Below are 18699 nucleotides of genomic sequence, written 5' to 3'. Positions count from 1 at the left end.
CGGACCGCGGAACCGGGGTGCCCGGTCATGCGGTCCGTTGTTTTACCGAAAGAGGCGGTGCGGTGCGCGCCCCTTCGAATCCGATTCGGCGGCGCTCAGGCCGCGTTGCCGTCGAGCGCCTTCTTGAGCAGCGCGTCGAGTTCCGCGAATTGCGGCGCGCCGACGTAGCGCTTCAGGATCTTGCCGTCCTTGTCGACGACGAAGGTCGTCGGCGTGAGTTGCACGTTGCCGAACTGCTTCGCGACGCTGCCGTCGTCGAGCGCGACCTTGAACGGCAACTGGCGCGTCTGCGCGTAGTTCGCGACGTACATCGGCGGATCGTAGTTCATCGCGACCGCGACGAATTCCAGCCCCTGACCCTTGAAGCGATTGTAGGTATCGACCATCTGCGGCATTTCCTGCATGCAGGTCGCGCAACTGGTCGCCCAGAAATTCACCAGATAGACCTTGCCCTTCAGGTCGCCGCCGGTCGAGACCTTCTGGCCCGACAGCAGCGTGAAGGTCGCGTCCGGCACGCTGGACTTGCCGTTGAACGCGAAGAAGCCGGCGACGGCGATCGCCGCGACGACGGCGGCCGCGACGATATAGCGGACGGGGCCGGTACTGCGGCGGGCGGGAGGCGTGGTGTTCATCTGGTGCTCTCGGAGTCGATGACGCGGATCGATGCAAAGGACGTCGAAATTCGGCGCTCATTTTAGCGCGAATGCGGCGTGTGCACCGGCGGCGGCCTCGCATCCCGGTTTTCAGGTTCGGCGGATAATGGCCGCTTTGCCTGCCGCGATCCACGCCATGCCGAAGGAAGTCATCGATTCGTTGCGCCCCCTTTTTCGCCCGCTGCGACACTTCGCCGCGCTGGCCTGCGTGAGCGCAGCGCTGGCCGCGTGCTCGCCGTCGTACGACTGGCGCACGCTGCACAACGATGCCGGCTACACGATCGACCTGCCGGCGAAGCCGACCGTCGAGGAGCAGCCGGTGGCGCTCGGCGGCACGTCGATGCCGATGCGGATGCAGGCCGCGCACGTCGACGGCGCGGTGTTCGCGGTCGGCACGCTGACGCTGCCGGACGACCGCGACGACACGCGCCGCACGGCACTCGACTTCCTGCGCGCGGGGCTGTCGCGCAACCTCGACGGCGCGCCGCAGACGGCCGCGGTGCCCGTGCCGCTCGCCGCCGGCGGCGCGGTGAACGGGCTCGAACTGCGTATCGCGGGGGCCGCCGCCGGCGGCGATCGCGCGCGCAAGACGATCGTCGCGCGGCTTGCCGCGCGCGGCCGGCACGCGTACCAGGCCGTCGTGATCGCCGACGGGCCGCTCGCGCAGGAGCAGCTGGACCAGTTTTTCGGCTCGTTCAAACTCGATTGACGACGGCCGGCGAGGGCGCTCCGACAGGCAACGGCAACTGAAAGTTCATTCGCAGCTTTCGACGCTAATCACCGGATTTTGCGAGGGTTTTTCGGCTATCCACAGCGCATGTGGATAACTTTGTTGAAAAGTCGCACGGATTTCCCGCAAAGCCGCGCCGGACGGCCCTCCGGCTCGTTTGGTCGCCCATTCGCCCTTTGAGAAAAATCAATCAAAACAACGGGATACGCATTCCGTCCGGCAAAGGCCGCGGCGAGCCGCGATCCGGGGCCGGATTAGGGGAATTGTGCATAAGTCAAGTCTTGACAGCCTGATTTTGTCCTCCCAGCGCGCTTACAGCGCCGTCAGCGCACGCCGGTAGCGGATCGCCTCGGCGATCTGCGCGGCCGTCGGCAACGGGTCGCCGGCCAGGTCGGCGATCGTCCGCGCGACTTTCAGCACGCGGAAATACGCGCGCGCCGACCACCCGAAGCGCTCGCCGGCCTCGCGCAGCAATCGCTCACCTTCGTCGGTGGGCCGGCACAGGTCGTCGGTTTCGCGGCCGCTCAGCATGTGATTCGTCTTGCCCTGCCGAGCGAGCTGCAGCGCACGCGCTTGCGCAACCCGGGCGGCCACCGACGCGCTCGGTTCGCCGGGCGCCGTCGCGCGGGTCGCGAGTTCCGCCGGCGACAGCGCGGGCAGATCGATCTGGATGTCGATGCGATCGAGCAGCGGCCCCGACAGCTTGCGCAGATAGCGGGCGGCCACGTCCGGCGAGCAGCGGCAGCGCCCGGACGGATCGCCATGCCAGCCGCACGGGCACGGATTCATCGCGGCGATCAGCTGGCATGCGGCGGGGAAGTCGGCCTGCTGGGCCGCGCGCGAGATCGTGATGCGGCCGGCTTCCAGCGGCTCGCGCAGCATTTCCAGCACGTGCCGGTCGAATTCCGGCAGTTCGTCGAGAAACAGCACGCCAAGGTGCGCAAGCGTGATTTCGCCCGGCTGCGGCGGATTGCGGCCGCCCACCAGCGCGGCGGCGCTCGACGAGTGGTGCGGCGCGCGGAACGGCCGGCGGCGCCACTGCGCGGGCGAGAAGCCGAGCCGGCTCGCGGACAGCAGCGCGGCCGAGGTCAGCGCCTCGTCGTCGGTCAGCGGCGGCAGCAGCCCCGCGAGGCGCGCGGCCAGCATGGACTTGCCGGCGCCGGGCGGGCCGACCATCAGCATGTGATGGCCGCCCGCGGCCGCGACTTCCAGCGCGCGCCGGGCGCCGCGCTGGCCGACGACGTCCGCGAGGTCGGGCGCGGCGGGTGCCGGCAGGCCGTCGAGGCAGGGCGCCGCGACCGGCGCGAGCCGCCCGTCCGGCGCATCGGCGAGGTGCGCGCACAGCGCGGGCAGGTCGCGTGCACCGAATACGGTCACGCCCGGCACGAGCGCGGCCTCGGCGGCGCTGTCGAGCGGCAAGTACAACTCGGGCGAGCGCGACGTCGCGGTGCAAGCGCGCGTCTCGCCGGCATCCAGGCCCGGGCCGCCGGCGAGGCCCGCGCCGGATTCCTCCGCACGCCAATCCCGCGCGGCGCCGCACGCCATCGCGAACGCGCCGCGCATCGGCCGCAGTGCGCCCGTCAGCGACAGCTCACCGGCGAATTCGCGGCCGGCCAGCGCGTCGGCCGGGATCTGGCCATTCGCGGCGAGGATGCCGAGCGCGATCGGCAAATCGAAGCGGCCCGACTCCTTTGGCAGATCGGCCGGCGCGAGATTGACGGTGATGCGGCGCACCGGGAATTCGAACCCGCAGTTCTGCAGCGCGGCGCGCACGCGCTCGCGGCTTTCGCGGACTTCGAGATCGGGCAGGCCGACGATCGAGAACGACGGCAACCCGTTGGCGAGATGGACTTCGACGGTGACGTCCGGCGCGCGGCCGGAGGCGGGCGCGCGACTGCGCACCACGGCGAGCGACATGGCGAGGCTCCTGTAAAAGCAGGCGGACGACAGCCGTTGGGGGCCGCATGCCGCGGGAATCGGAGGAATCGGGTGCGCGCTTGCCGGCGTGGCGCGGGGAAAGAACGAGGTGTTGCGGAACGACGAACTGCGAAGAGCGATGGACTGCGAAGAGCGGGGATGCAGCGAAGAGCGGGGTGCAGCGAAGAACGACGGACGACGAAGCGTGGCGGACGGTGGCGGATGCGGGCCGCACGACGCGGCCCGCACCCGGGTAGAGCGTCAGGCCTGCGGGGCCGCGAGCTTCTGCTCGAGTTCGGCGACGCGCTTTTCGAGTTCCTCGAGGCGCACGCGGGTGCGGGCGAGCACCTGCGCCTGGGTGTCGAATTCCTCGCGCGTGACGAGATCGAGCTTCGAGAAGCCTTGCGACAGCATGGCCTTCACGTTGCGCTCGACGTCCTTGGCCGGCGAGTTTTTCAGCAAATCGCTGACGCGCGACTGCAGATCGTTGAAAACGTCGCTGGGTTGCTTCATGTGATTCCCCTTCCTTGCACAAAAAATGTGCATCTTCAGTTGCGTACGTGCCCATGATGCACGCATGACCGGAAATGGTGCGCGCGGGGCGCGAATTCCGGGCATGGCGCCCGCATGGGTGAATGGCCCGGCGATCCGGGACGTGCGTGCACTCTAGCAACGATCCTTTCGCCGCGCCAGCAAACCGGGCCATGTTGGCCATTCGGCCGGGCTTTTGCGCCTTACATCGCGGGATGCGACCCCGTTCCGGAGCCGTTCGAGACGGTGTTCGGGCCAACATGGCATGCGAGTTGCTGAGAAGAGTCCGTTACAACATTCCAACTCATTCGACGGGACAACCCAGCGAGAGGACTTCATGAAACTCATTACCGCAATCATCAAGCCGTTCAAGCTCGATGAGACGCGCGAGGCGCTGTCGGCGCTTGGCGTCTCCGGCATCACGGTGACGGAGGTGAAAGGGTTCGGGCGCCAGAAGGGGCACACCGAGCTGTACCGCGGCGCCGAATACGTGGTCGATTTCCTGCCGAAGATGAAGATCGAGGCGGCCGTGTCCGACGATCTCGTCGACCAGGCGGTGGAAGCGATCGAGCGGGCCGCGCGCACCGGCAAGATCGGCGACGGCAAGATCTTCGTCACGCCGATCGAACAGGTGATCCGGATTCGCACCGGGGAGACAGGCGCGGACGCGCTGTAACAGAACAGACAAGACAAGCGACAAGAGGAAACCCAAGATGCGAAAACTTCTGATGTCCCTGCTGATGGCCGGTTCGCTGATCGCGACCGGCGTCGGCTCCGCGCTCGCCGACGACGCGGCGTCCGCCGCGGCAGCTTCCGCGCCCGCCGCCACCGCTTCCGACGCGTCGGCTGCCGCTGCACCGGCCGCATCGGCGCCGGCCGCCGACGCATCCGCCGCTGCCGCACCGGCTTCGGGCACGGCCGACGCATCGGCTGCCGCCGCCGCGTCCGCGCCGGCCGCCCCGGCCGCGCCGACCGCCCCGTTCTCGGTCGATTCGTCGAAGATCAGCGCGGGCGACACGGCATGGATGCTGACGTCCACCGCGCTCGTGCTGTTCATGACGATCCCCGGCCTCGCGCTGTTCTACGCGGGCATGGTCCGCAAGAAGAACGTGCTCGCGACCGTGATGCAGAGCTTCGCGATCACCGCGGTGATCACGGTGCTGTGGACGGTGGTCGGCTACAGCCTCGCGTTCACGCCGGGCAACGGCTTCATCGGCGGCCTGTCGCGTGCGTTCCTACACGGCATGAACTACATCAAGGGCGACAAGGCGACGACGCTGACCGTCAGCCATCTCGCGTCGACGATTCCGGAATCGGTCTACTTCGTCTACCAGATGACGTTCGCGATCATCACGCCGGCTCTGATCTGCGGCGCGTTCGCCGACCGGATGAAGTTCTCGGCGATGCTCGTGTTCATGACGCTCTGGTCGCTGATCGTCTATGTGCCGATCGCGCACATGGTGTGGGAGCCGACCGGCTGGCTGTCGGCCGACGGCGTGCTCGACTTCGCGGGCGGCACGGTGGTGCACATCAACGCCGGTATCGCGGGCCTCGTGTCGTGCCTCGTGCTCGGCAAGCGCGTCGGCTACGGCCGTGAATCGATGGCGCCGCACAACCTGGTGCTGACGATGATCGGTGGCTCGATGCTGTGGGTCGGCTGGTTCGGCTTCAACGCGGGCTCCGCGGTCGCGGCCGACGGCCGTGCCGGCTTCGCGATGCTGACCACGCAAGTGGCGACCGCCTGCGCGGCGCTCGGCTGGATGTTTGCCGAGTGGATCGCGAAGGGCAAGCCGTCGGTGCTCGGCATCGTGTCGGGCGCGGTCGCGGGTCTCGTGGCGATCACGCCGGCCGCCGGTTTCGTCGGCGTGGCGGGCGCACTGGTGATCGGTATCGCGGCGGGCGTCGTCTGCTTCTGGTCGGCTACCTGGCTCAAGTCCAAGCTCGGCTACGACGATTCGCTCGACGCGTTCGGCGTGCACGGCATCGGCGGGATTCTCGGCGCGCTGCTGACGGGCGTATTCGCGGTCAAGGACATCGGCGGCTTCGACGGCAGCCTGCTGCTGCAGGCCAAGGGCGTGCTGATCACGCTGGTCTACAGCGGCGTGCTGAGCTTCGTGCTGCTGAAGCTGATCGACCTGACGATCGGCCTGCGCGTGACCGAAGAGGAAGAGCGCGAAGGTCTCGACGTGATCCTGCACGGCGAGCACGTGGAATAAGTCACACGAATCAACGGCGGGCCGCCGCGACGACGGCGCCCGCCCCGAATGAGCGCAGCGACTTCGGCCCGCCTACCCGGCGGGCTTTTTTTCTCCTGTCACCCGCTGCCGTAGCGGATAACCCTTCACTCTATCGGGTCAATAGCCGAAAAGTTCCTCGATATCCTTGCGAAGCCGGGAACAATCCCCAAATGGGCAAGGCAATTGCTCTACAATCTTCATTCTCCCGCTCGCGAGTGATTCATGGTTCCCCACCTCGTTACCGCGTTGAACGGTCCGCTGCTCGAACTCGAGCAGAAGATCCTCGACGCGACGCCTGCGATCGAACGCTGGTTCAGGCTCGAATGGCAGGAACACACCCCGCCGTTCTATTGTTCGGTGGACCTGCGCAATGCCGGCTTCAAGCTGGCGCCCGTCGACGCGAACCTGTTTCCCGGCGCGTTCAACAATCTGCCGTCCGAAGTGCTGCCGCTCGCCGTGCAGGCCGCGATGGCCGCGATCGAGAAGATCTGCCCGGACGCGAAGAATCTGCTCGTGATTCCCGAGCTGCCGACCCGCAACGCGTTCTACCTGGAAAACGTCGCGCGCCTCGCGACGATCATGCGCCAGGCCGGCCTGAACGTGCGCTTCGGCTCGCTCGACCCGAGCATCACCGACATGACGCCGATCACGCTGGCCGACGGCCAGAAGATCGTGCTCGAGCCGCTCGAGCGTTCGCAGCGCCGCCTCGGCCTGAAGAATTTCGATCCGTGCTCGATCCTGCTGAACAACGACCTGTCGGCCGGCATTCCGGCCGTGCTGGAGAACCTGCACGAGCAGTACCTGCTGCCGCCGCTGCACGCGGGCTGGGCCGTGCGCCGCAAGTCGACGCATTTCTCGTGCTACGACGACGTCGCGAAGAAGTTCGCGAAGATGGTCGGCGTCGATCCGTGGATGGTGAATCCGTATTTCGCGCACGTGGAAGGCGTCGACTGGCAGGCGCATGAAGGCGAGCAGGCGCTCGCCGACGCGATCGACGGCGTGCTGAAGAAGATCGCGCGCAAGTATCGCGAATACGGGATCAGCGAGAAGCCGTACGTCGTCGTGAAGGCCGACGCGGGCACCGCGGGCCGTGGCGTGATGACCGTGCACGACGCGGCGGAGATCGGCCGCATGACGAAGGCCGAGCGCGCGCAGATGGCCGAATCGAAAGCCGGCCTCGCGGTGCGCGACGTGATCGTGCAGGAAGGCGTCTACACGTTCGAGCGCGTCGGCGACGAAGTGGCCGAGCCCGTCGTGTACATGATCGACCGCTACGTGGTCGGCGGCTTCTACCGCACGCACGGCGGCCGCGAGCGCGACCAGAACCTGAACGCGCCCGGCATGCACTACGTGCCGCTCGGCTTCGAGCACACCGCGCTGCCGGATGCAGGCGCCAAGCCGGGCGCCGCGCCGCCGAACCGTTTCTACATGTACGGCGTCGTCGCGCGGCTGTCGCTGATCGCGTCGTCGATCGAACTGGAAAAGACCGATCCCGAAGCCATCCAGGTGTAACGGACCTTCGCTACGTACAGGACCCGCATGGACATTCTTTTTATCGCCGACCCGCTCGAGCATTTCAAGATCTACAAGGATTCGACCTACGCGATGATGGCGGAGGCCGCCCGGCGCGGGCATGCGGTGTACGCGTGCGAGCCGCGCCATCTCGCCTGGACGGGCTCGGCCGTCGAGGCCGACGTGCGGCGCATCACGTTCGTCGGCGAGCTGGACGACCTGCATCGCGACATCTGGTTCGAAGCGGGCCCGGTCGACGCGCGCCGTCTCGAATCGTTCGGCGCGGTGCTGATGCGCAAGGACCCGCCGTTCGACATGGAGTACGTGACGTCGACGTGGCTGCTCGAGCTGGCCGAGCGTGCGGGTGCGCGCGTGTTCAACAAGGCGCAGTCGATCCGCGACCATTCGGAGAAGCTCGCGATCGGCGAGTTTCCGCAGTTCGTCGCACCGACGCTCGTCACGCGCGACGCGAAACGGTTGCGCGCGTTCCACGCCGAGCATGGCGACGTGATCCTGAAGCCGCTAGACGGAATGGGCGGGATGGGCGTGTTCCGCGTGAAGCCGGACGGCATGAACCTCGGCTCGATCGTCGAGATGCTGAGCCACGACGGCACGCGCTCGGTGATGGCGCAGAAGTTCATTCCCGAGATCAAGGCCGGCGACAAGCGCATCCTGCTGATCGGCGGCGAGCCGGTGCCGTATTCGCTCGCGCGGATTCCGCAGGGCAGCGAGGTGCGCGGCAATCTCGCCGCGGGCGGGCTCGGCGTCGCGCAGCCGCTGACGACCCGCGACCGCGAGATCGCCGACACGCTCGGGCCCGTGCTGGCGTCGCGCGGGCTGCTGCTGGTCGGGCTCGACGCGATTGGCGACTGGCTGACCGAGGTGAACGTCACGAGCCCGACGTGCTTCCGCGAGATCATGGAGCAGACGGGCTTCGACGTCGCCGCGATGTTCATTGACGCGCTGGAGCGCGCGGCCGCGTAGGCCCGACCCGTTTCCCGCGCAACCCCGGCGGCGGCCGCGCAGGTCCCCCGTCGCCGGAGCAGCTTGACCGGCCTGCTACAATGCCCGCTTGCCCGGTGCCGTGATCGGCGCACCGAAGGCCCGGCGGTCGGGCCGACACTGTTGCAAGGCTGAACATGAAACGTTCCCCACACTCGCTACGCTCATTGCCCCGCCGCGGGGTATCGGCCCGCCAGGGGCGGCCGGGAGCGATCTGACATGGCCGGAATCCTGATTATCGCGCACGCTCCGCTCGCCACCGCGCTGCGGGACTGCATCGCGCACATCTACGGCGGCGTGCCCGCCCGCATCGGCTGCATCGACGTGACGGCGGACAGCGATCCGGCCCAGGTGATGGCCTTCGCGCACGCGGAACTCGCGCGGCTCAAGGAAGAGAACGGCGTGGTCGTGCTGACCGACATGTATGGCGCGACGCCCGCGAACATCGCGGGCCAGCTCGCGAAGCTCGACAACGTGCGCGTGCTGGCCGGCGTGAACCTGCCGATGCTCGTGCGGGCCGTCTGCTACCGCACCGTGCCGCTCGACAAGCTGGTCGACAAGGCGCTGTCCGGCGGCGCGAAGGGTGTCCACGAGGTGTCGGCCGGCACGCCGCCGCCGCCGTCGGAAACCGGCTGCGGCCAGTGCGCGCCGATTCCGCCCGAACCGCAGCCGCGCACCGAATCGCACTGACCGCCCCGTTTTCCGTTTTAGACTGACCCGCCGACGCCCGTCGCCGGCGGCCTCGACCGACCCGACCGAGAATCATGCTTCAACAAGAAACCACCATCGTCAATAAATTGGGGCTCCATGCACGCGCATCGGCCAAGCTTACGCAACTGGCCGGCAACTTCCAGTCGGAAGTCTGGATGACACGCAACGGGCGCAAGATCAATGCGAAGAGCATCATGGGCGTGATGATGCTGGCGGCCGGCATCGGCAGCACCGTGACGATCGAGACCGAAGGGCCCGACGAGCGGGAAGCGATGGACGCGCTGCTGAAGCTGATCGCCGACAAGTTCGGCGAAGGCCAGTGATCGCCACGCGGAATCATTGCCGTTTCCAGTCAGAATGCCGCGGATGTCGCGGCATTTTTTTCGTCGGAAGCATTGATGCGGAATGCGCAATGCTGCGCTGCATGCAGTCAGCAGGGAGTCGCGGAATTTATAATCGCTAACCGGGGTCATAAGCGCATCGCAGCAGTGTGCCGCGGCTTTACTTGTACAGAGGAGGTGCGCGTGTCCTTCACGCTGCATGGCATTCCCGTCTCACGAGGTATCGCGATCGGGCGAGCGTATCTGATCGCGCCGGCGGCGCTCGACGTCGCCCATTACCTGATCGAGGCCAACCGGACCGACGCCGAAGTGGAGCGATTCCGCACGGCGCTCGACGTCGTGCGTCGCGAGCTCGAAGCGCTGCGCGCCGACCTGACCGACGACACCCCGAGCGAAGTCGGTGCATTCATCGACGTCCACACGATGATCCTGAGCGACGAGATGCTCGTGCAGGAAACCATCGACCTGATCCGCACGCGCCGCTACAACGTCGAATGGGCGCTGACCGAGCAGCTCGAACTGCTGACGCGCCATTTCGACGACATCGAGGACGAATACCTGCGCGAGCGCAAGGCCGACATCGAGCAAGTGGTCGAGCGCGTGCTGAAGGCGCTCGCCGGTGCGCCGTCCGCGTCGCAGGCGCTCGACGGCGCGGCCAGGAACGGCACGAACGACATGATCGTCGTCGCGCACGACATCGCGCCGGCCGACATGATGCAGTTCAAGACGCAGTCGTTCCAGGCGTTCGTCACCGATCTCGGCGGGCGCACGTCGCACACGGCGATCGTCGCGCGCAGCCTCGGCATTCCGGCCGCGGTCGGCGTGCAGCATGCGAGTTCGCTGATCCGCCAGGACGACCTGATCATCGTCGACGGCGACCAGGGCATCGTGATCGTCGATCCGGCGCCGATCGTCCTCGAGGAATATTCGTACCGCCAGTCCGAGAAGCTGCTGGAGCAACGCAAGCTGCAGCGCCTGAAGTTCTCGCCGACGCAAACGCTGTGCGGCACGAAGATCGACCTGTACGCGAACATCGAGCTGCCCGACGACGCGAAGGCGGCCGTCGAGGCCGGCGCGGTCGGCGTCGGCCTGTTCCGCTCCGAGTTCCTGTTCATGCACGAGAAGGAGATGCCGGAAGAGGAGGAGCAGTTCGCCGCGTACAAGCGGGCCGTCGAGTGGATGAAGGGCATGCCGGTGACGATCCGCACGATCGACGTCGGCGCCGACAAACCGCTCGAGGCGCTCGACGAAGGCTACGAAACGGCGCCGAACCCGGCGCTCGGGCTGCGCGCGATCCGCTGGAGCCTGTCCGAGCCGCAGATGTTCCTCACGCAGTTGCGCGCGATCCTGCGCGCCTCCGCGTTCGGCCAGGTGAAGATCCTGATCCCGATGCTCGCGCACGCGCAGGAGATCGACCAGACGCTCGACCTGATCCGCGAGGCGAAGCGGCAGCTCGACGACGCGGGGCTCGCATACGATCCGAACGTGCGCCTCGGCGCGATGATCGAGATCCCGGCCGCGGCGATCGCGCTGCCGCTGTTCCTGAAGCGCTTCGATTTCCTGTCGATCGGCACGAACGACCTGATCCAGTACACGCTCGCGATCGATCGCGCCGACAACGCGGTCGCGCACCTGTACGACCCGCTGCATCCGGCCGTGCTGCACCTGATCGCGTACACCTTGCGCGAGGCGAAGCGCGCGGGCGTGTCGGTGTCGGTGTGCGGGGAGATGGCGGGCGACCCGGCGCTCACGCGCCTGTTGCTCGGGATGGGGCTCACCGAGTTCTCGATGCACCCGAGCCAGTTGCTCGTCGTGAAGCAGGAGATCCTGCGCGCGCACCTGAAGGCGCTCGAGAAGCCGACGGCCGACGTGCTGGCCGCGTTCGAGCCGGAGGAAGTGCAGGCGGCGCTGCAGCGGCTGGCGGTCGCCGAGCCGCGGGCGGACGCGGCCGCGTAGGCGTTTTCGGCGTCGCTAACTGTAGCGAAGTGTCACGCATGGGCCGTTTGGCGCATGCCCGTCGCGCGTCAGTGCCGGTCCCCGCATACGGGGCAGTCGGCCTGGCGCGCGATTTTCATCGTCGTCCATTCCATCCGCAGCGAATCGAGCATCATCAGCCGCCCGTTGAGCGTCTTGCCGATGCCGCCGATCACGCGCAGCGCCTCGGCCGCCTGCATCGCGCCGATGATCCCGACGGTGGGCGCGAACACGCCCATCGTCGAGCACGCGACTTCCTCGAACGGCTGGTCTTCCGGAAACACGCACGCATAGCAGGGCGCGGCCGCGTCGCGGAAGTCGAACGTGCTGATCTGGCCGTCGAAGCGCAGCGCGGCGCCCGACACGAGCGGCACGCCGTGCGCGACGCACGCGCGGTTGATCGCATGCCGCGTCGCGAAGTTGTCGGTGCAGTCGAGCACGACGCTCGCGTGCGGCACGTGTGCGTCGAGCCACGCGTCGTCGACGCGTTCCGCGACCGCGTTCACCGTCACCTCGGGGTTCAGCTGCGCGAGCGTGTCGCGTCCCGATTCGACCTTGCTGCGGCCGACCGATGCCGTCACGTGCAGGATCTGCCGCTGCAGGTTCGTGAGGTCGACCGTATCGGCGTCGACGAGCGTGAGCGTGCCGACCCCCGACGCCGCGAGATACATCGCGGCCGGCGAGCCGAGGCCGCCCGCGCCGACGACGATCGCATGCGCGTCGAGAAAGCGCTGCTGCGCCTCGATGCCGATCTCGTCGACGAGGATGTGGCGGGAGTAGCGAAGGAGTTGATCGTCGTTCATGGGGAGTCGTGAGCGAGGCGGGCGGACGTTCGTTATTTTAGGCGCGCATGAAAAACGGGCCATCGCGGTCTTCCCGCGATGGCCCGTTGGATGCCGGCTGGCGCTTACTTTGGCGCGGATGCCGGCTTCGGTGCGGAAGCCGGCTTCGCGGCGCTGGCGCCCGATGCCTTCGCGGCTGCCTTGGCGGCCGGGCTCTTCGCCGTGCTCTCGGCGAGCAGCGACTTCGATTCCTGGACCGGCTTGCCTTCGAGCTTGTTGAGCGCCTGCTGCATCATGAAGTCGTCGGCGCTGCCGAACTCGATCGGCTTGCGATCGCGATCCTTCTGGCGCTGCTCCGGCGTCTTCTTGTCGTTCTGCTCTTCGAGAACGCGCAGCTGATCCATCCGGCGCTGCTCGCGCTCTTCCTGTTCCTTCTTCTCGTTCGGATCCTGCGTGTTCGCGAGGTGGTTCGTGTAGTCGACCTCGCGCGTCACGAGCACGTCGTCCGGATCGCCGTCCGCGTACTGATCGACCGGCACGTCCGGCGTGATGCCCTTGTTCTGGATCGAACGGCCGCTCGGCGTGTAGTAGTACGCGGTGGTCAGGCGCAGCGCGGTGTCGGCCGTCATCGGGCGGACCGTCTGCACCGAACCCTTGCCGAACGTCGTCTTGCCCATGATCTGTGCGCGCTTCGAATCCTGCAACGCACCGGCGACGATTTCCGACGCGGACGCCGAATATGCGTTCGTCAGCACGATCATCGGCACGGTCTTGAAGACCGGCGGCAGGTTCTTCAGCGGATCGCCGTCGAAGGACGGCAGGCGATAGTTGTCGTACGTATCGCGGTAGACCTGCTTCGAATCGGGGATCTGGCCGTTGGTCGACACGACGACCGAGTCGGGCGGCAGGAACGCGCCGGCCACGCCGACCGCGCTCTGCAGCAGGCCGCCGCCGTTGTTGCGCAGGTCGAGGATGAGGCCCTTCAGGTTCGGCTGCTGGCGCGCGATGTCCTGCAGCTTCTGCGCGAGATCGGGCGTCGTGCGCTCCTGGAAGCTCGTGATGCGGACATACGCGTAGCCCGGGTCGAGCATCTTCATCTTCACGCTCTGGACCTTGATGATCGCGCGCGTGACCGTGACCGGGAACGTGCGGTCGTCGCTCTTGCGGAAGATCGTCAGCGTGACCTTGGTGCCCGGCTCGCCGCGCATCTGCTTGACGGCCTTGTCGAGCGTCATGCCGCGCACCGGCTTGTCGTTGATGCGCGTGATCAGGTCGCCCGGACGGATGCCGGCGCGGAACGCGGGGGTGTCCTCGATCGGCGAGATCACCTTGACGAGGCCGTCTTCCTGCGAGATCTCGATGCCGAGGCCCGCGAAGCGGCCCTTCGTCTGCTCCTGCAGTTCGTCATAGTCGGTCTTGTCGAGGAACGACGAGTGCGGATCGAGGCTCGACACCATGCCCTTGATCGCCGCCGTCAGCAGCTTCTTGTCGTCGACCGGTTCGACGTACTCGCGCTTGATCTGCCCGAATACTTCCGCGAACAGGCGGAGCTGGTCGAGGGGAAGCGGCGCCGTGGCGGTCTGCTCGGCCGATGCGGAAACCTGCAGCGTGGCGAACACGCCCGTGGCGAGGCCCGCGGCAATCAGGCCGATGTTCTTCAAATTCATTCGCATAGAGAGTCTGGTGCGGTCGGGAAGCGCGTGGCGGTAGCGGGGATGTAGCGGACAAGTATAACTGTTCGTCCGATAACTCAGTGGAACGGCGCGAAAAGCGTCGAAAAGGCCGCAGAGGCCCCGGCGGGGCACCGCCAGGCGCGCTGCGGGGTTCGAAAGCGGGTTCGACCGCAGCGGGGCCGGGAAGGTTCGCGCGGCGTGCGGGCCGGGGCCCGGCACGCCGCGCCGGAACGCGGCCTGCTCGCCGCGCCGGGCGTCAGCCCGCCTTGCCCTGCTTCGCGACGGCGGCCTGCGCCTGCGCGATCGCGTCCTGGTCGCCGAGGTAATAGTGCTTGATCGGCTTCAGGTTCTCGTCGAGTTCATACACGAGCGGTACGCCGTTCGGGATGTTCAGGCCGACGATGTCGCTGTCCGAGATGCCGTCGAGGTACTTGATCAGCGCGCGCAGCGAGTTGCCGTGCGCGGCGATCAGCACCTGCTTGCCGGCGCGCACCGCCGGCGCGATCGACTCGTTCCACAGCGGCAGCACGCGCGCGACCGTGTCCTTCAGGCACTCGGTGAGCGGCAGTTGCTCGCGCGGCACCTTCGCGTAGCGCGGGTCGTTGAACGGCGCGCGCTCGTCGGTCGGCTCGAGCGCGGGCGGCGGCGTGTCGTAGCTGCGGCGCCACACGAGCACCTGCTCGTCGCCGAACTTCGCGGCCGTTTCCGCCTTGTTCAGGCCCGACAGCGCGCCGTAGTGGCGCTCGTTCAGGCGCCACGAGTGGACGACCGGCAGGTACATCAGGTCCATCTTGTCCTGCACGTGCCACAGCGTGCGGATCGCGCGCTTGAGCACCGACGTGTACGCGATGTCGAACGTGTAGCCGGCCTCCTTGAGCAGTTCGCCGGCCTGGTAGGCCTCGTTGCGACCCTGTTCGGTCAGGTCGACGTCGACCCAGCCGGTGAAGCGGTTTTCCTTGTTCCACGTCGATTCGCCGTGGCGGATGAGAACGAGTTTGTACATGGATCTTGCGGTCGGTAGTGATGGGAAGCGGGGCGCGCCGCACGGGACCGAACCGGGGCCCGACATCGCGCAAGACGGTTATTTTATAATGGCGGGATTGTCCTCATCCGATTTCTCTTTTTCCGGCGGCATTCCGTGACGTTCTTTACCAATTACACGAACCTGGCCCTTATCGCGATCCTGCTGGTTTCCGGCGGCCTGCTGGCATGGCCGGCCCTGCGCCGCGGCCGCGGCGGGCTGTCGGCTGCGGAAGCGACGCAGCTCATCAATCGCCGCAACGCGGTCGTGATCGACCTGCGTGCCGCCGCCGATTTCGCCGCCGGCCACCTGCCGTCGGCGCGCCAGGTCGCGGCGGGCGAGATCGGCGCGAAAATTGCGCAGGTCGCGAAGAACAAGAGCACCCCGGTGCTGCTCGTCTGCCAGAATGGCCAGCAGTCGCAGAAGGCGGCGCGCGAGGTCGAGGCGGCGGGCTACGCCGAGGTGCACGTGCTCGAAGGCGGCGTGGCCGCCTGGCAGCAGGCCGGGATGCCGGTCGTCAAACAAGGAGTGGCGAAGTGAACAAGGTTTTGATGTACAGCACGCAGGTGTGTCCGTATTGCATGCAGGCCGAGCGCCTGCTGAAGCTGCGCGGCGTCGAGCAGATCGAAAAGGTGCTGATCGATCGCGATCCGGCCCGCCGCGAGGAAATGATGACGCGCACGGGGCGCCGCACGGTGCCGCAGATCTATATCGGCGACACGCACGTCGGCGGCTACGACGATCTGTCGAAGCTCGACCGCGAAGGCGGCCTCGTGCCGCTTCTGCAAGCGGCCTGATTAGGGCAGAATGGCCGCCGGCCGCGCCGCGGGTCGGGCGCGCAGGATTCATCCGTGGCGGCCGGCGAACAGCCGGACCGCCCCGTCACCACTTTTAGGGAAACACCATGTCCGACGTCGAAAACCAACCGTTCTTCAACATCCAGCGCGTCTACCTGAAGGATATGTCGCTCGAGCAGCCGAATTCGCCGGCGATCTTCCTCGAGCAGGACATGCCGTCGGTTGAAGTCGAAGTCGACGTCAAGGCCGACCGTCTCGCGGAAAGCGTGTTCGAAGTCGTCGTGTCGGGTACCGTCACCGCGAAGGTGAAGGACAAGGTCGCATTCCTGATCGAAGCGAAGCAGGCTGGCATTTTCGACATCCGCAACATTCCGGACGAACAGCTCGATCCGCTCGTCGGCATCGCATGCCCGACGATCCTGTTCCCGTACCTGCGCTCGAACATCGCCGACGCGATCACGCGCGCCGGCTTCCCGCCGATCCACCTCGCGGAAATCAACTTCCAGGCGCTGTACGAGCAGCGTCTCGCGCAGCTTCAGCAGCAAGCCGGCGCCGCAGCAGGCGCACCGAACGGCGCGCCGAATGGCACGACGCTGAACTGACGTTTCACTCCGGACCGGTGCTGGGTATGAAAGTAGCCGTTCTCGGCGCCGGTGCCTGGGGCACCGCGCTCGCGGGCCATCTGGCCGCGCGGCACGATACGCTTCTGTGGGCGCGCGACGCCGCGCTCATCGCCGGGCTGCAGGCCCGGCACGAAAATTCCCGCTATCTGGACGGCATCGCGCTGCCTGACGCGCTGCGCTACGACGCCGATCTCGGCGCCGCGCTCGCGCATGGCGCCGCGGACGACGCGCTGTGCGTGATCGCCGCGCCGGTGGCCGGGCTGCGCACGCTGTGTCACGCGATGCGCGACGCGGGCTATGTGCCCGCGCACGTCGTCTGGGTCTGCAAGGGCTTCGAGGCCGACACGCATCTGCTGCCGCATCAGGTGATCGCGGCCGAACTGCCCGAACAGCAGAGCAACGGCGTGCTGTCGGGCCCGAGCTTCGCGCGCGAGGTCGGACAGTCGTTGCCCGTCGCATTGACGGTGGCCAGCGCGTCGGCCGAATGCCGCGAGCGCACGCTCGCCGCGTTCCATCACGGCGCGATGCGGATCTATACGGGCGACGACGTGGTCGGCGTCGAGGTCGGCGGCGCGGTGAAGAACGTGCTGGCGATCGCGACCGGCATTTCCGACGGCCTCGGCCTCGGGCTGAACGCGCGCGCCGCGCTGATCACGCGCGGCCTCGCCGAAATGTCGCGGCTCGGCGTGGCGCTCGGCGGCCGCGCGGAAACCTTCACGGGCCTCACGGGCCTCGGCGACCTGATCCTCACCGCGACGGGCGACCTGTCGCGCAACCGCACGGTCGGGCTGCAACTGGCGGCCGGCCGCACGCTGAACGACATCCTCGGCGCGCTCGGCCACGTGGCCGAAGGCGTGCGCTGCGCGCAGGCCGTGCTGGCGCTCGCGCGCGCGCAATCGATCGATATGCCGATCACGCAAGCCGTGTGCGGCGTGCTGTTCGATGGCATCGCACCGCGCGACGCCGTCAGCGGCCTGCTGCGCCGCGACGCACGCGCCGAGTAGCACGGGCTGGGTTCGCCCGGCACGGTTGCGCCGGGCGCGCGGCGCCAAAGCGGACTACGCTTGAACAGTCTTCGGCGTTCCGCGAGGTTGTCATGCTGCAGATCCATTCCACCACGCTCGATGCGCAGGTCGTCGACATCACGACGCTCGATGTCGATGCGATCGTCAACGCCGCGAACGGTTCGCTGCTCGGCGGGGGCGGCGTCGACGGCGCGATTCACCGCGCGGCCGGCCCCGGCCTGCTCGCCGAGTGCCGCACGCTCGGCGGGTGCGACACCGGCGACGCGAAGCTCACGCGCGGCCACGGGTTGCCGGCGCGCTACGTAATCCACGCGGTCGGGCCGGTCTGGTACGGCGGCGCGCGCGGCGAGGCCGAGCTGCTCGCGTCGTGCTACCGGCGCGCGATCGAGCTGGCCGAAGAGGTTGCCGCGACGTCGATCGCGTTTCCGGCGATCAGTTGCGGCGTCTACCGCTATCCGGCCGAAGCCGCCGTCGACATCGCGGTCGGCACCGTCGTCGAGATGCTCGCGCAGGCGCCGAACCTAGCACGCGTGGTGTTCGCGTGCTTTTCCCCCGACATCTACGACCTGTACCGCGCGCGGCTCGCGCGGACCTGACGCGTTCCGCGCCGCGGGCTACACCCGGCGAGTGTCAGGCGCCGCCTTCGAAGCCGGCCTGGCGCCACGCCTCGAACACGACCACCGCGACCGTGTTCGACAGGTTCAGGCTGCGGTTGTCCGGCCGCATCGGCAGGCGCACGCGCTGCTCGTTCGGGAAGCGTTCGAGCAGTTCGGCCGGCAGGCCGCGCGTTTCCGAGCCGAACACGAACCAGTCGCCGGGCAGGAACGCATGATCGTGGAAGCGGCCCGAGCCGCGCGTCGTGAACGCGAACATCCGCGCGGGATCGGGCGTTTCGGCGGCGACGAACGCATCCCAGTCGCGGTGCACGCGCATCTGCGCATACTCGTGATAGTCGAGGCCGGCGCGGCGCATCCGCGCGTCGTCGAGCGGAAAGCCGAGCGGCTCGATCAGGTGCAGATGCGCGCCGGTGTTCGCGCACAGGCGGATCACGTTGCCGGTGTTCGGCGGAATTTCGGGGGCGACGAGAACGACGTTGAACATGTTTCGGTTTGGCTGGGGCGGCCGGAGCGGCGCAATGCGCGTGCATCCGGCTGGCCGGTTCGTGACGGC

General features: G+C 67.7%; 20 protein-coding genes. 13 read left to right on the top strand and 7 right to left on the bottom strand.

Going from position 1 to position 18699, the window contains the following annotated elements:
- Positions 1 to 95: 95 nt before the first annotated feature.
- On the bottom strand, positions 96 to 632 hold the full coding sequence (locus AP428_RS11950) for a peroxiredoxin (protein ID WP_006477707.1): 537 nt from the start codon (positions 630 to 632) through the stop codon (positions 96 to 98).
- A 157-nt stretch (positions 633 to 789) separates the two neighbouring features.
- Here AP428_RS11950 and AP428_RS11945 point away from each other — a divergent pair, with 157 nt between their 5' ends.
- Positions 790 to 1362 (top strand): hypothetical protein, encoded by a 573-nt coding sequence (locus AP428_RS11945; protein ID WP_054928080.1) that lies wholly within the window; start codon positions 790 to 792, stop codon positions 1360 to 1362.
- Between the two features lie 333 nt (positions 1363 to 1695).
- Here AP428_RS11945 and AP428_RS11940 read toward each other — a convergent pair whose 3' ends face one another.
- Both AP428_RS11940 and AP428_RS11935 read right to left on the bottom strand, forming a co-directional pair.
- A complete protein-coding gene (locus tag AP428_RS11940; RefSeq protein WP_054928067.1) occupies positions 1696 to 3300 on the bottom strand; it encodes a YifB family Mg chelatase-like AAA ATPase in 1605 nt (534 codons plus the stop codon).
- A 261-nt stretch (positions 3301 to 3561) separates the two neighbouring features.
- Positions 3562 to 3813 carry an accessory factor UbiK family protein gene (locus AP428_RS11935; RefSeq protein WP_006489451.1) on the bottom strand — a complete coding sequence of 84 codons (252 nt, stop codon included), beginning with the start codon at positions 3811 to 3813 and terminating at the stop codon, positions 3562 to 3564.
- A gap of 355 nt (positions 3814 to 4168) precedes the next feature.
- Here AP428_RS11935 and AP428_RS11930 point away from each other — a divergent pair, with 355 nt between their 5' ends.
- The 7 genes from AP428_RS11930 to ptsP all read left to right on the top strand — a co-directional run bounded on the left by AP428_RS11930 (position 4169) and on the right by ptsP (position 11590).
- Positions 4169 to 4507 (top strand): P-II family nitrogen regulator, encoded by a 339-nt coding sequence (locus AP428_RS11930; RefSeq protein ID WP_006398175.1) that lies wholly within the window; start codon positions 4169 to 4171, stop codon positions 4505 to 4507.
- A 37-nt stretch (positions 4508 to 4544) separates the two neighbouring features.
- Entirely contained in the window at positions 4545 to 6047 is a 1503-nt protein-coding gene (locus tag AP428_RS11925) for an ammonium transporter (protein WP_006477712.1), read from the top strand.
- Between the two features lie 243 nt (positions 6048 to 6290).
- Complete coding sequence (gshA, locus tag AP428_RS11920; protein ID WP_006477713.1) at positions 6291 to 7580, top strand: glutamate--cysteine ligase; 1290 nt, start codon at positions 6291 to 6293, stop codon at positions 7578 to 7580.
- A 27-nt stretch (positions 7581 to 7607) separates the two neighbouring features.
- Entirely contained in the window at positions 7608 to 8564 is a 957-nt protein-coding gene (gshB, locus tag AP428_RS11915; RefSeq protein ID WP_054928066.1) for a glutathione synthase, read from the top strand.
- 237 nt (positions 8565 to 8801) lie between these two features.
- Entirely contained in the window at positions 8802 to 9272 is a 471-nt protein-coding gene (locus AP428_RS11910) for a PTS sugar transporter subunit IIA (RefSeq protein WP_006477715.1), read from the top strand.
- 74 nt (positions 9273 to 9346) lie between these two features.
- Complete coding sequence (locus AP428_RS11905; RefSeq protein ID WP_006477716.1) at positions 9347 to 9616, top strand: HPr family phosphocarrier protein; 270 nt, start codon at positions 9347 to 9349, stop codon at positions 9614 to 9616.
- Between the two features lie 201 nt (positions 9617 to 9817).
- On the top strand, positions 9818 to 11590 hold the full coding sequence (gene ptsP, locus AP428_RS11900) for a phosphoenolpyruvate--protein phosphotransferase (RefSeq protein ID WP_027807186.1): 1773 nt from the start codon (positions 9818 to 9820) through the stop codon (positions 11588 to 11590).
- Positions 11591 to 11658: 68 nt separating this feature from the next.
- On the opposite strand, the gene AP428_RS11895 is transcribed toward ptsP, so the two are convergent.
- The 3 genes from AP428_RS11895 to gpmA all read right to left on the bottom strand — a co-directional run bounded on the left by AP428_RS11895 (position 11659) and on the right by gpmA (position 15066).
- Complete coding sequence (locus tag AP428_RS11895) at positions 11659 to 12411, bottom strand: molybdopterin-synthase adenylyltransferase MoeB (protein ID WP_054928065.1); 753 nt, start codon at positions 12409 to 12411, stop codon at positions 11659 to 11661.
- Positions 12412 to 12515: 104 nt separating this feature from the next.
- Entirely contained in the window at positions 12516 to 14063 is a 1548-nt protein-coding gene (locus tag AP428_RS11890; protein ID WP_011546283.1) for a S41 family peptidase, read from the bottom strand.
- 256 nt (positions 14064 to 14319) lie between these two features.
- Positions 14320 to 15066 carry a 2,3-diphosphoglycerate-dependent phosphoglycerate mutase gene (gene gpmA / locus AP428_RS11885; protein WP_012329275.1) on the bottom strand — a complete coding sequence of 249 codons (747 nt, stop codon included), beginning with the start codon at positions 15064 to 15066 and terminating at the stop codon, positions 14320 to 14322.
- Between the two features lie 135 nt (positions 15067 to 15201).
- Here gpmA and AP428_RS11880 point away from each other — a divergent pair, with 135 nt between their 5' ends.
- From AP428_RS11880 to AP428_RS11860, 5 genes are all read left to right on the top strand, one after another.
- Positions 15202 to 15624 (top strand): rhodanese-like domain-containing protein, encoded by a 423-nt coding sequence (locus AP428_RS11880; RefSeq protein ID WP_006477721.1) that lies wholly within the window; start codon positions 15202 to 15204, stop codon positions 15622 to 15624.
- Positions 15621 to 15881, top strand: a complete 261-nt coding sequence (gene grxC, locus AP428_RS11875; RefSeq protein WP_006477722.1) for a glutaredoxin 3 — start codon at positions 15621 to 15623, stop codon at positions 15879 to 15881. Before AP428_RS11880 ends, grxC begins: the two co-directional genes overlap by 4 nt.
- 107 nt (positions 15882 to 15988) lie before the next feature.
- The gene (gene secB, locus AP428_RS11870; RefSeq protein ID WP_006477723.1) at positions 15989 to 16483 is read left to right on the top strand and encodes a protein-export chaperone SecB; all 495 of its coding nucleotides are present in this window, start codon (positions 15989 to 15991) and stop codon (positions 16481 to 16483) included.
- A gap of 26 nt (positions 16484 to 16509) precedes the next feature.
- Positions 16510 to 17508: an NAD(P)H-dependent glycerol-3-phosphate dehydrogenase gene (locus AP428_RS11865; protein WP_054928064.1), complete on the top strand. Its 999-nt coding sequence runs from the start codon at positions 16510 to 16512 to the stop codon at positions 17506 to 17508.
- A 92-nt stretch (positions 17509 to 17600) separates the two neighbouring features.
- Positions 17601 to 18125: an O-acetyl-ADP-ribose deacetylase gene (locus tag AP428_RS11860; protein WP_027807188.1), complete on the top strand. Its 525-nt coding sequence runs from the start codon at positions 17601 to 17603 to the stop codon at positions 18123 to 18125.
- A 34-nt stretch (positions 18126 to 18159) separates the two neighbouring features.
- On the opposite strand, the gene trmL is transcribed toward AP428_RS11860, so the two are convergent.
- Positions 18160 to 18630: a tRNA (uridine(34)/cytosine(34)/5-carboxymethylaminomethyluridine(34)-2'-O)-methyltransferase TrmL gene (gene trmL / locus AP428_RS11855; RefSeq protein WP_006477726.1), complete on the bottom strand. Its 471-nt coding sequence runs from the start codon at positions 18628 to 18630 to the stop codon at positions 18160 to 18162.
- Positions 18631 to 18699 lie beyond the last annotated feature (69 nt).

This window comes from Burkholderia sp. E168m22, assembly GCF_001319805.1.
GTDB classification, from domain to species: domain Bacteria; phylum Pseudomonadota; class Gammaproteobacteria; order Burkholderiales; family Burkholderiaceae; genus Burkholderia; species Burkholderia orbicola.
The sequence above is the reverse complement of the archived record's forward strand: the minus strand, read 5'-3'. Positions and strand labels throughout refer to the sequence as shown.

Bases quoted from the DNA above. Each gene is read 5' to 3' on its own strand.
- AP428_RS11895 (WP_054928065.1), bottom strand. From the start codon at position 12,411: ATGAACGACGATCAACTCCTTCGCTACTCCCGCCACATCCTCGTCGAC.
- AP428_RS11930 (WP_006398175.1), top strand. From the start codon at position 4,169: ATGAAACTCATTACCGCAATCATCAAGCCGTTCAAGCTCGATGAGACG.
- AP428_RS11940 (WP_054928067.1), bottom strand. From the start codon at position 3,300: ATGTCGCTCGCCGTGGTGCGCAGTCGCGCGCCCGCCTCCGGCCGCGCG.
- gshA (WP_006477713.1), top strand. From the start codon at position 6,291: ATGGTTCCCCACCTCGTTACCGCGTTGAACGGTCCGCTGCTCGAACTC.
- AP428_RS11925 (WP_006477712.1), top strand. From the start codon at position 4,545: ATGCGAAAACTTCTGATGTCCCTGCTGATGGCCGGTTCGCTGATCGCG.
- trmL (WP_006477726.1), bottom strand. From the start codon at position 18,630: ATGTTCAACGTCGTTCTCGTCGCCCCCGAAATTCCGCCGAACACCGGC.
- AP428_RS11905 (WP_006477716.1), top strand. From the start codon at position 9,347: ATGCTTCAACAAGAAACCACCATCGTCAATAAATTGGGGCTCCATGCA.
- AP428_RS11865 (WP_054928064.1), top strand. From the start codon at position 16,510: ATGAAAGTAGCCGTTCTCGGCGCCGGTGCCTGGGGCACCGCGCTCGCG.
- AP428_RS11860 (WP_027807188.1), top strand. From the start codon at position 17,601: ATGCTGCAGATCCATTCCACCACGCTCGATGCGCAGGTCGTCGACATC.
- gshB (WP_054928066.1), top strand. From the start codon at position 7,608: ATGGACATTCTTTTTATCGCCGACCCGCTCGAGCATTTCAAGATCTAC.
- gpmA (WP_012329275.1), bottom strand. From the start codon at position 15,066: ATGTACAAACTCGTTCTCATCCGCCACGGCGAATCGACGTGGAACAAG.
- AP428_RS11935 (WP_006489451.1), bottom strand. From the start codon at position 3,813: ATGAAGCAACCCAGCGACGTTTTCAACGATCTGCAGTCGCGCGTCAGC.
- secB (WP_006477723.1), top strand. From the start codon at position 15,989: ATGTCCGACGTCGAAAACCAACCGTTCTTCAACATCCAGCGCGTCTAC.
- AP428_RS11910 (WP_006477715.1), top strand. From the start codon at position 8,802: ATGGCCGGAATCCTGATTATCGCGCACGCTCCGCTCGCCACCGCGCTG.
- AP428_RS11950 (WP_006477707.1), bottom strand. From the start codon at position 632: ATGAACACCACGCCTCCCGCCCGCCGCAGTACCGGCCCCGTCCGCTAT.
- AP428_RS11945 (WP_054928080.1), top strand. From the start codon at position 790: ATGCCGAAGGAAGTCATCGATTCGTTGCGCCCCCTTTTTCGCCCGCTG.
- AP428_RS11890 (WP_011546283.1), bottom strand. From the start codon at position 14,063: ATGCGAATGAATTTGAAGAACATCGGCCTGATTGCCGCGGGCCTCGCC.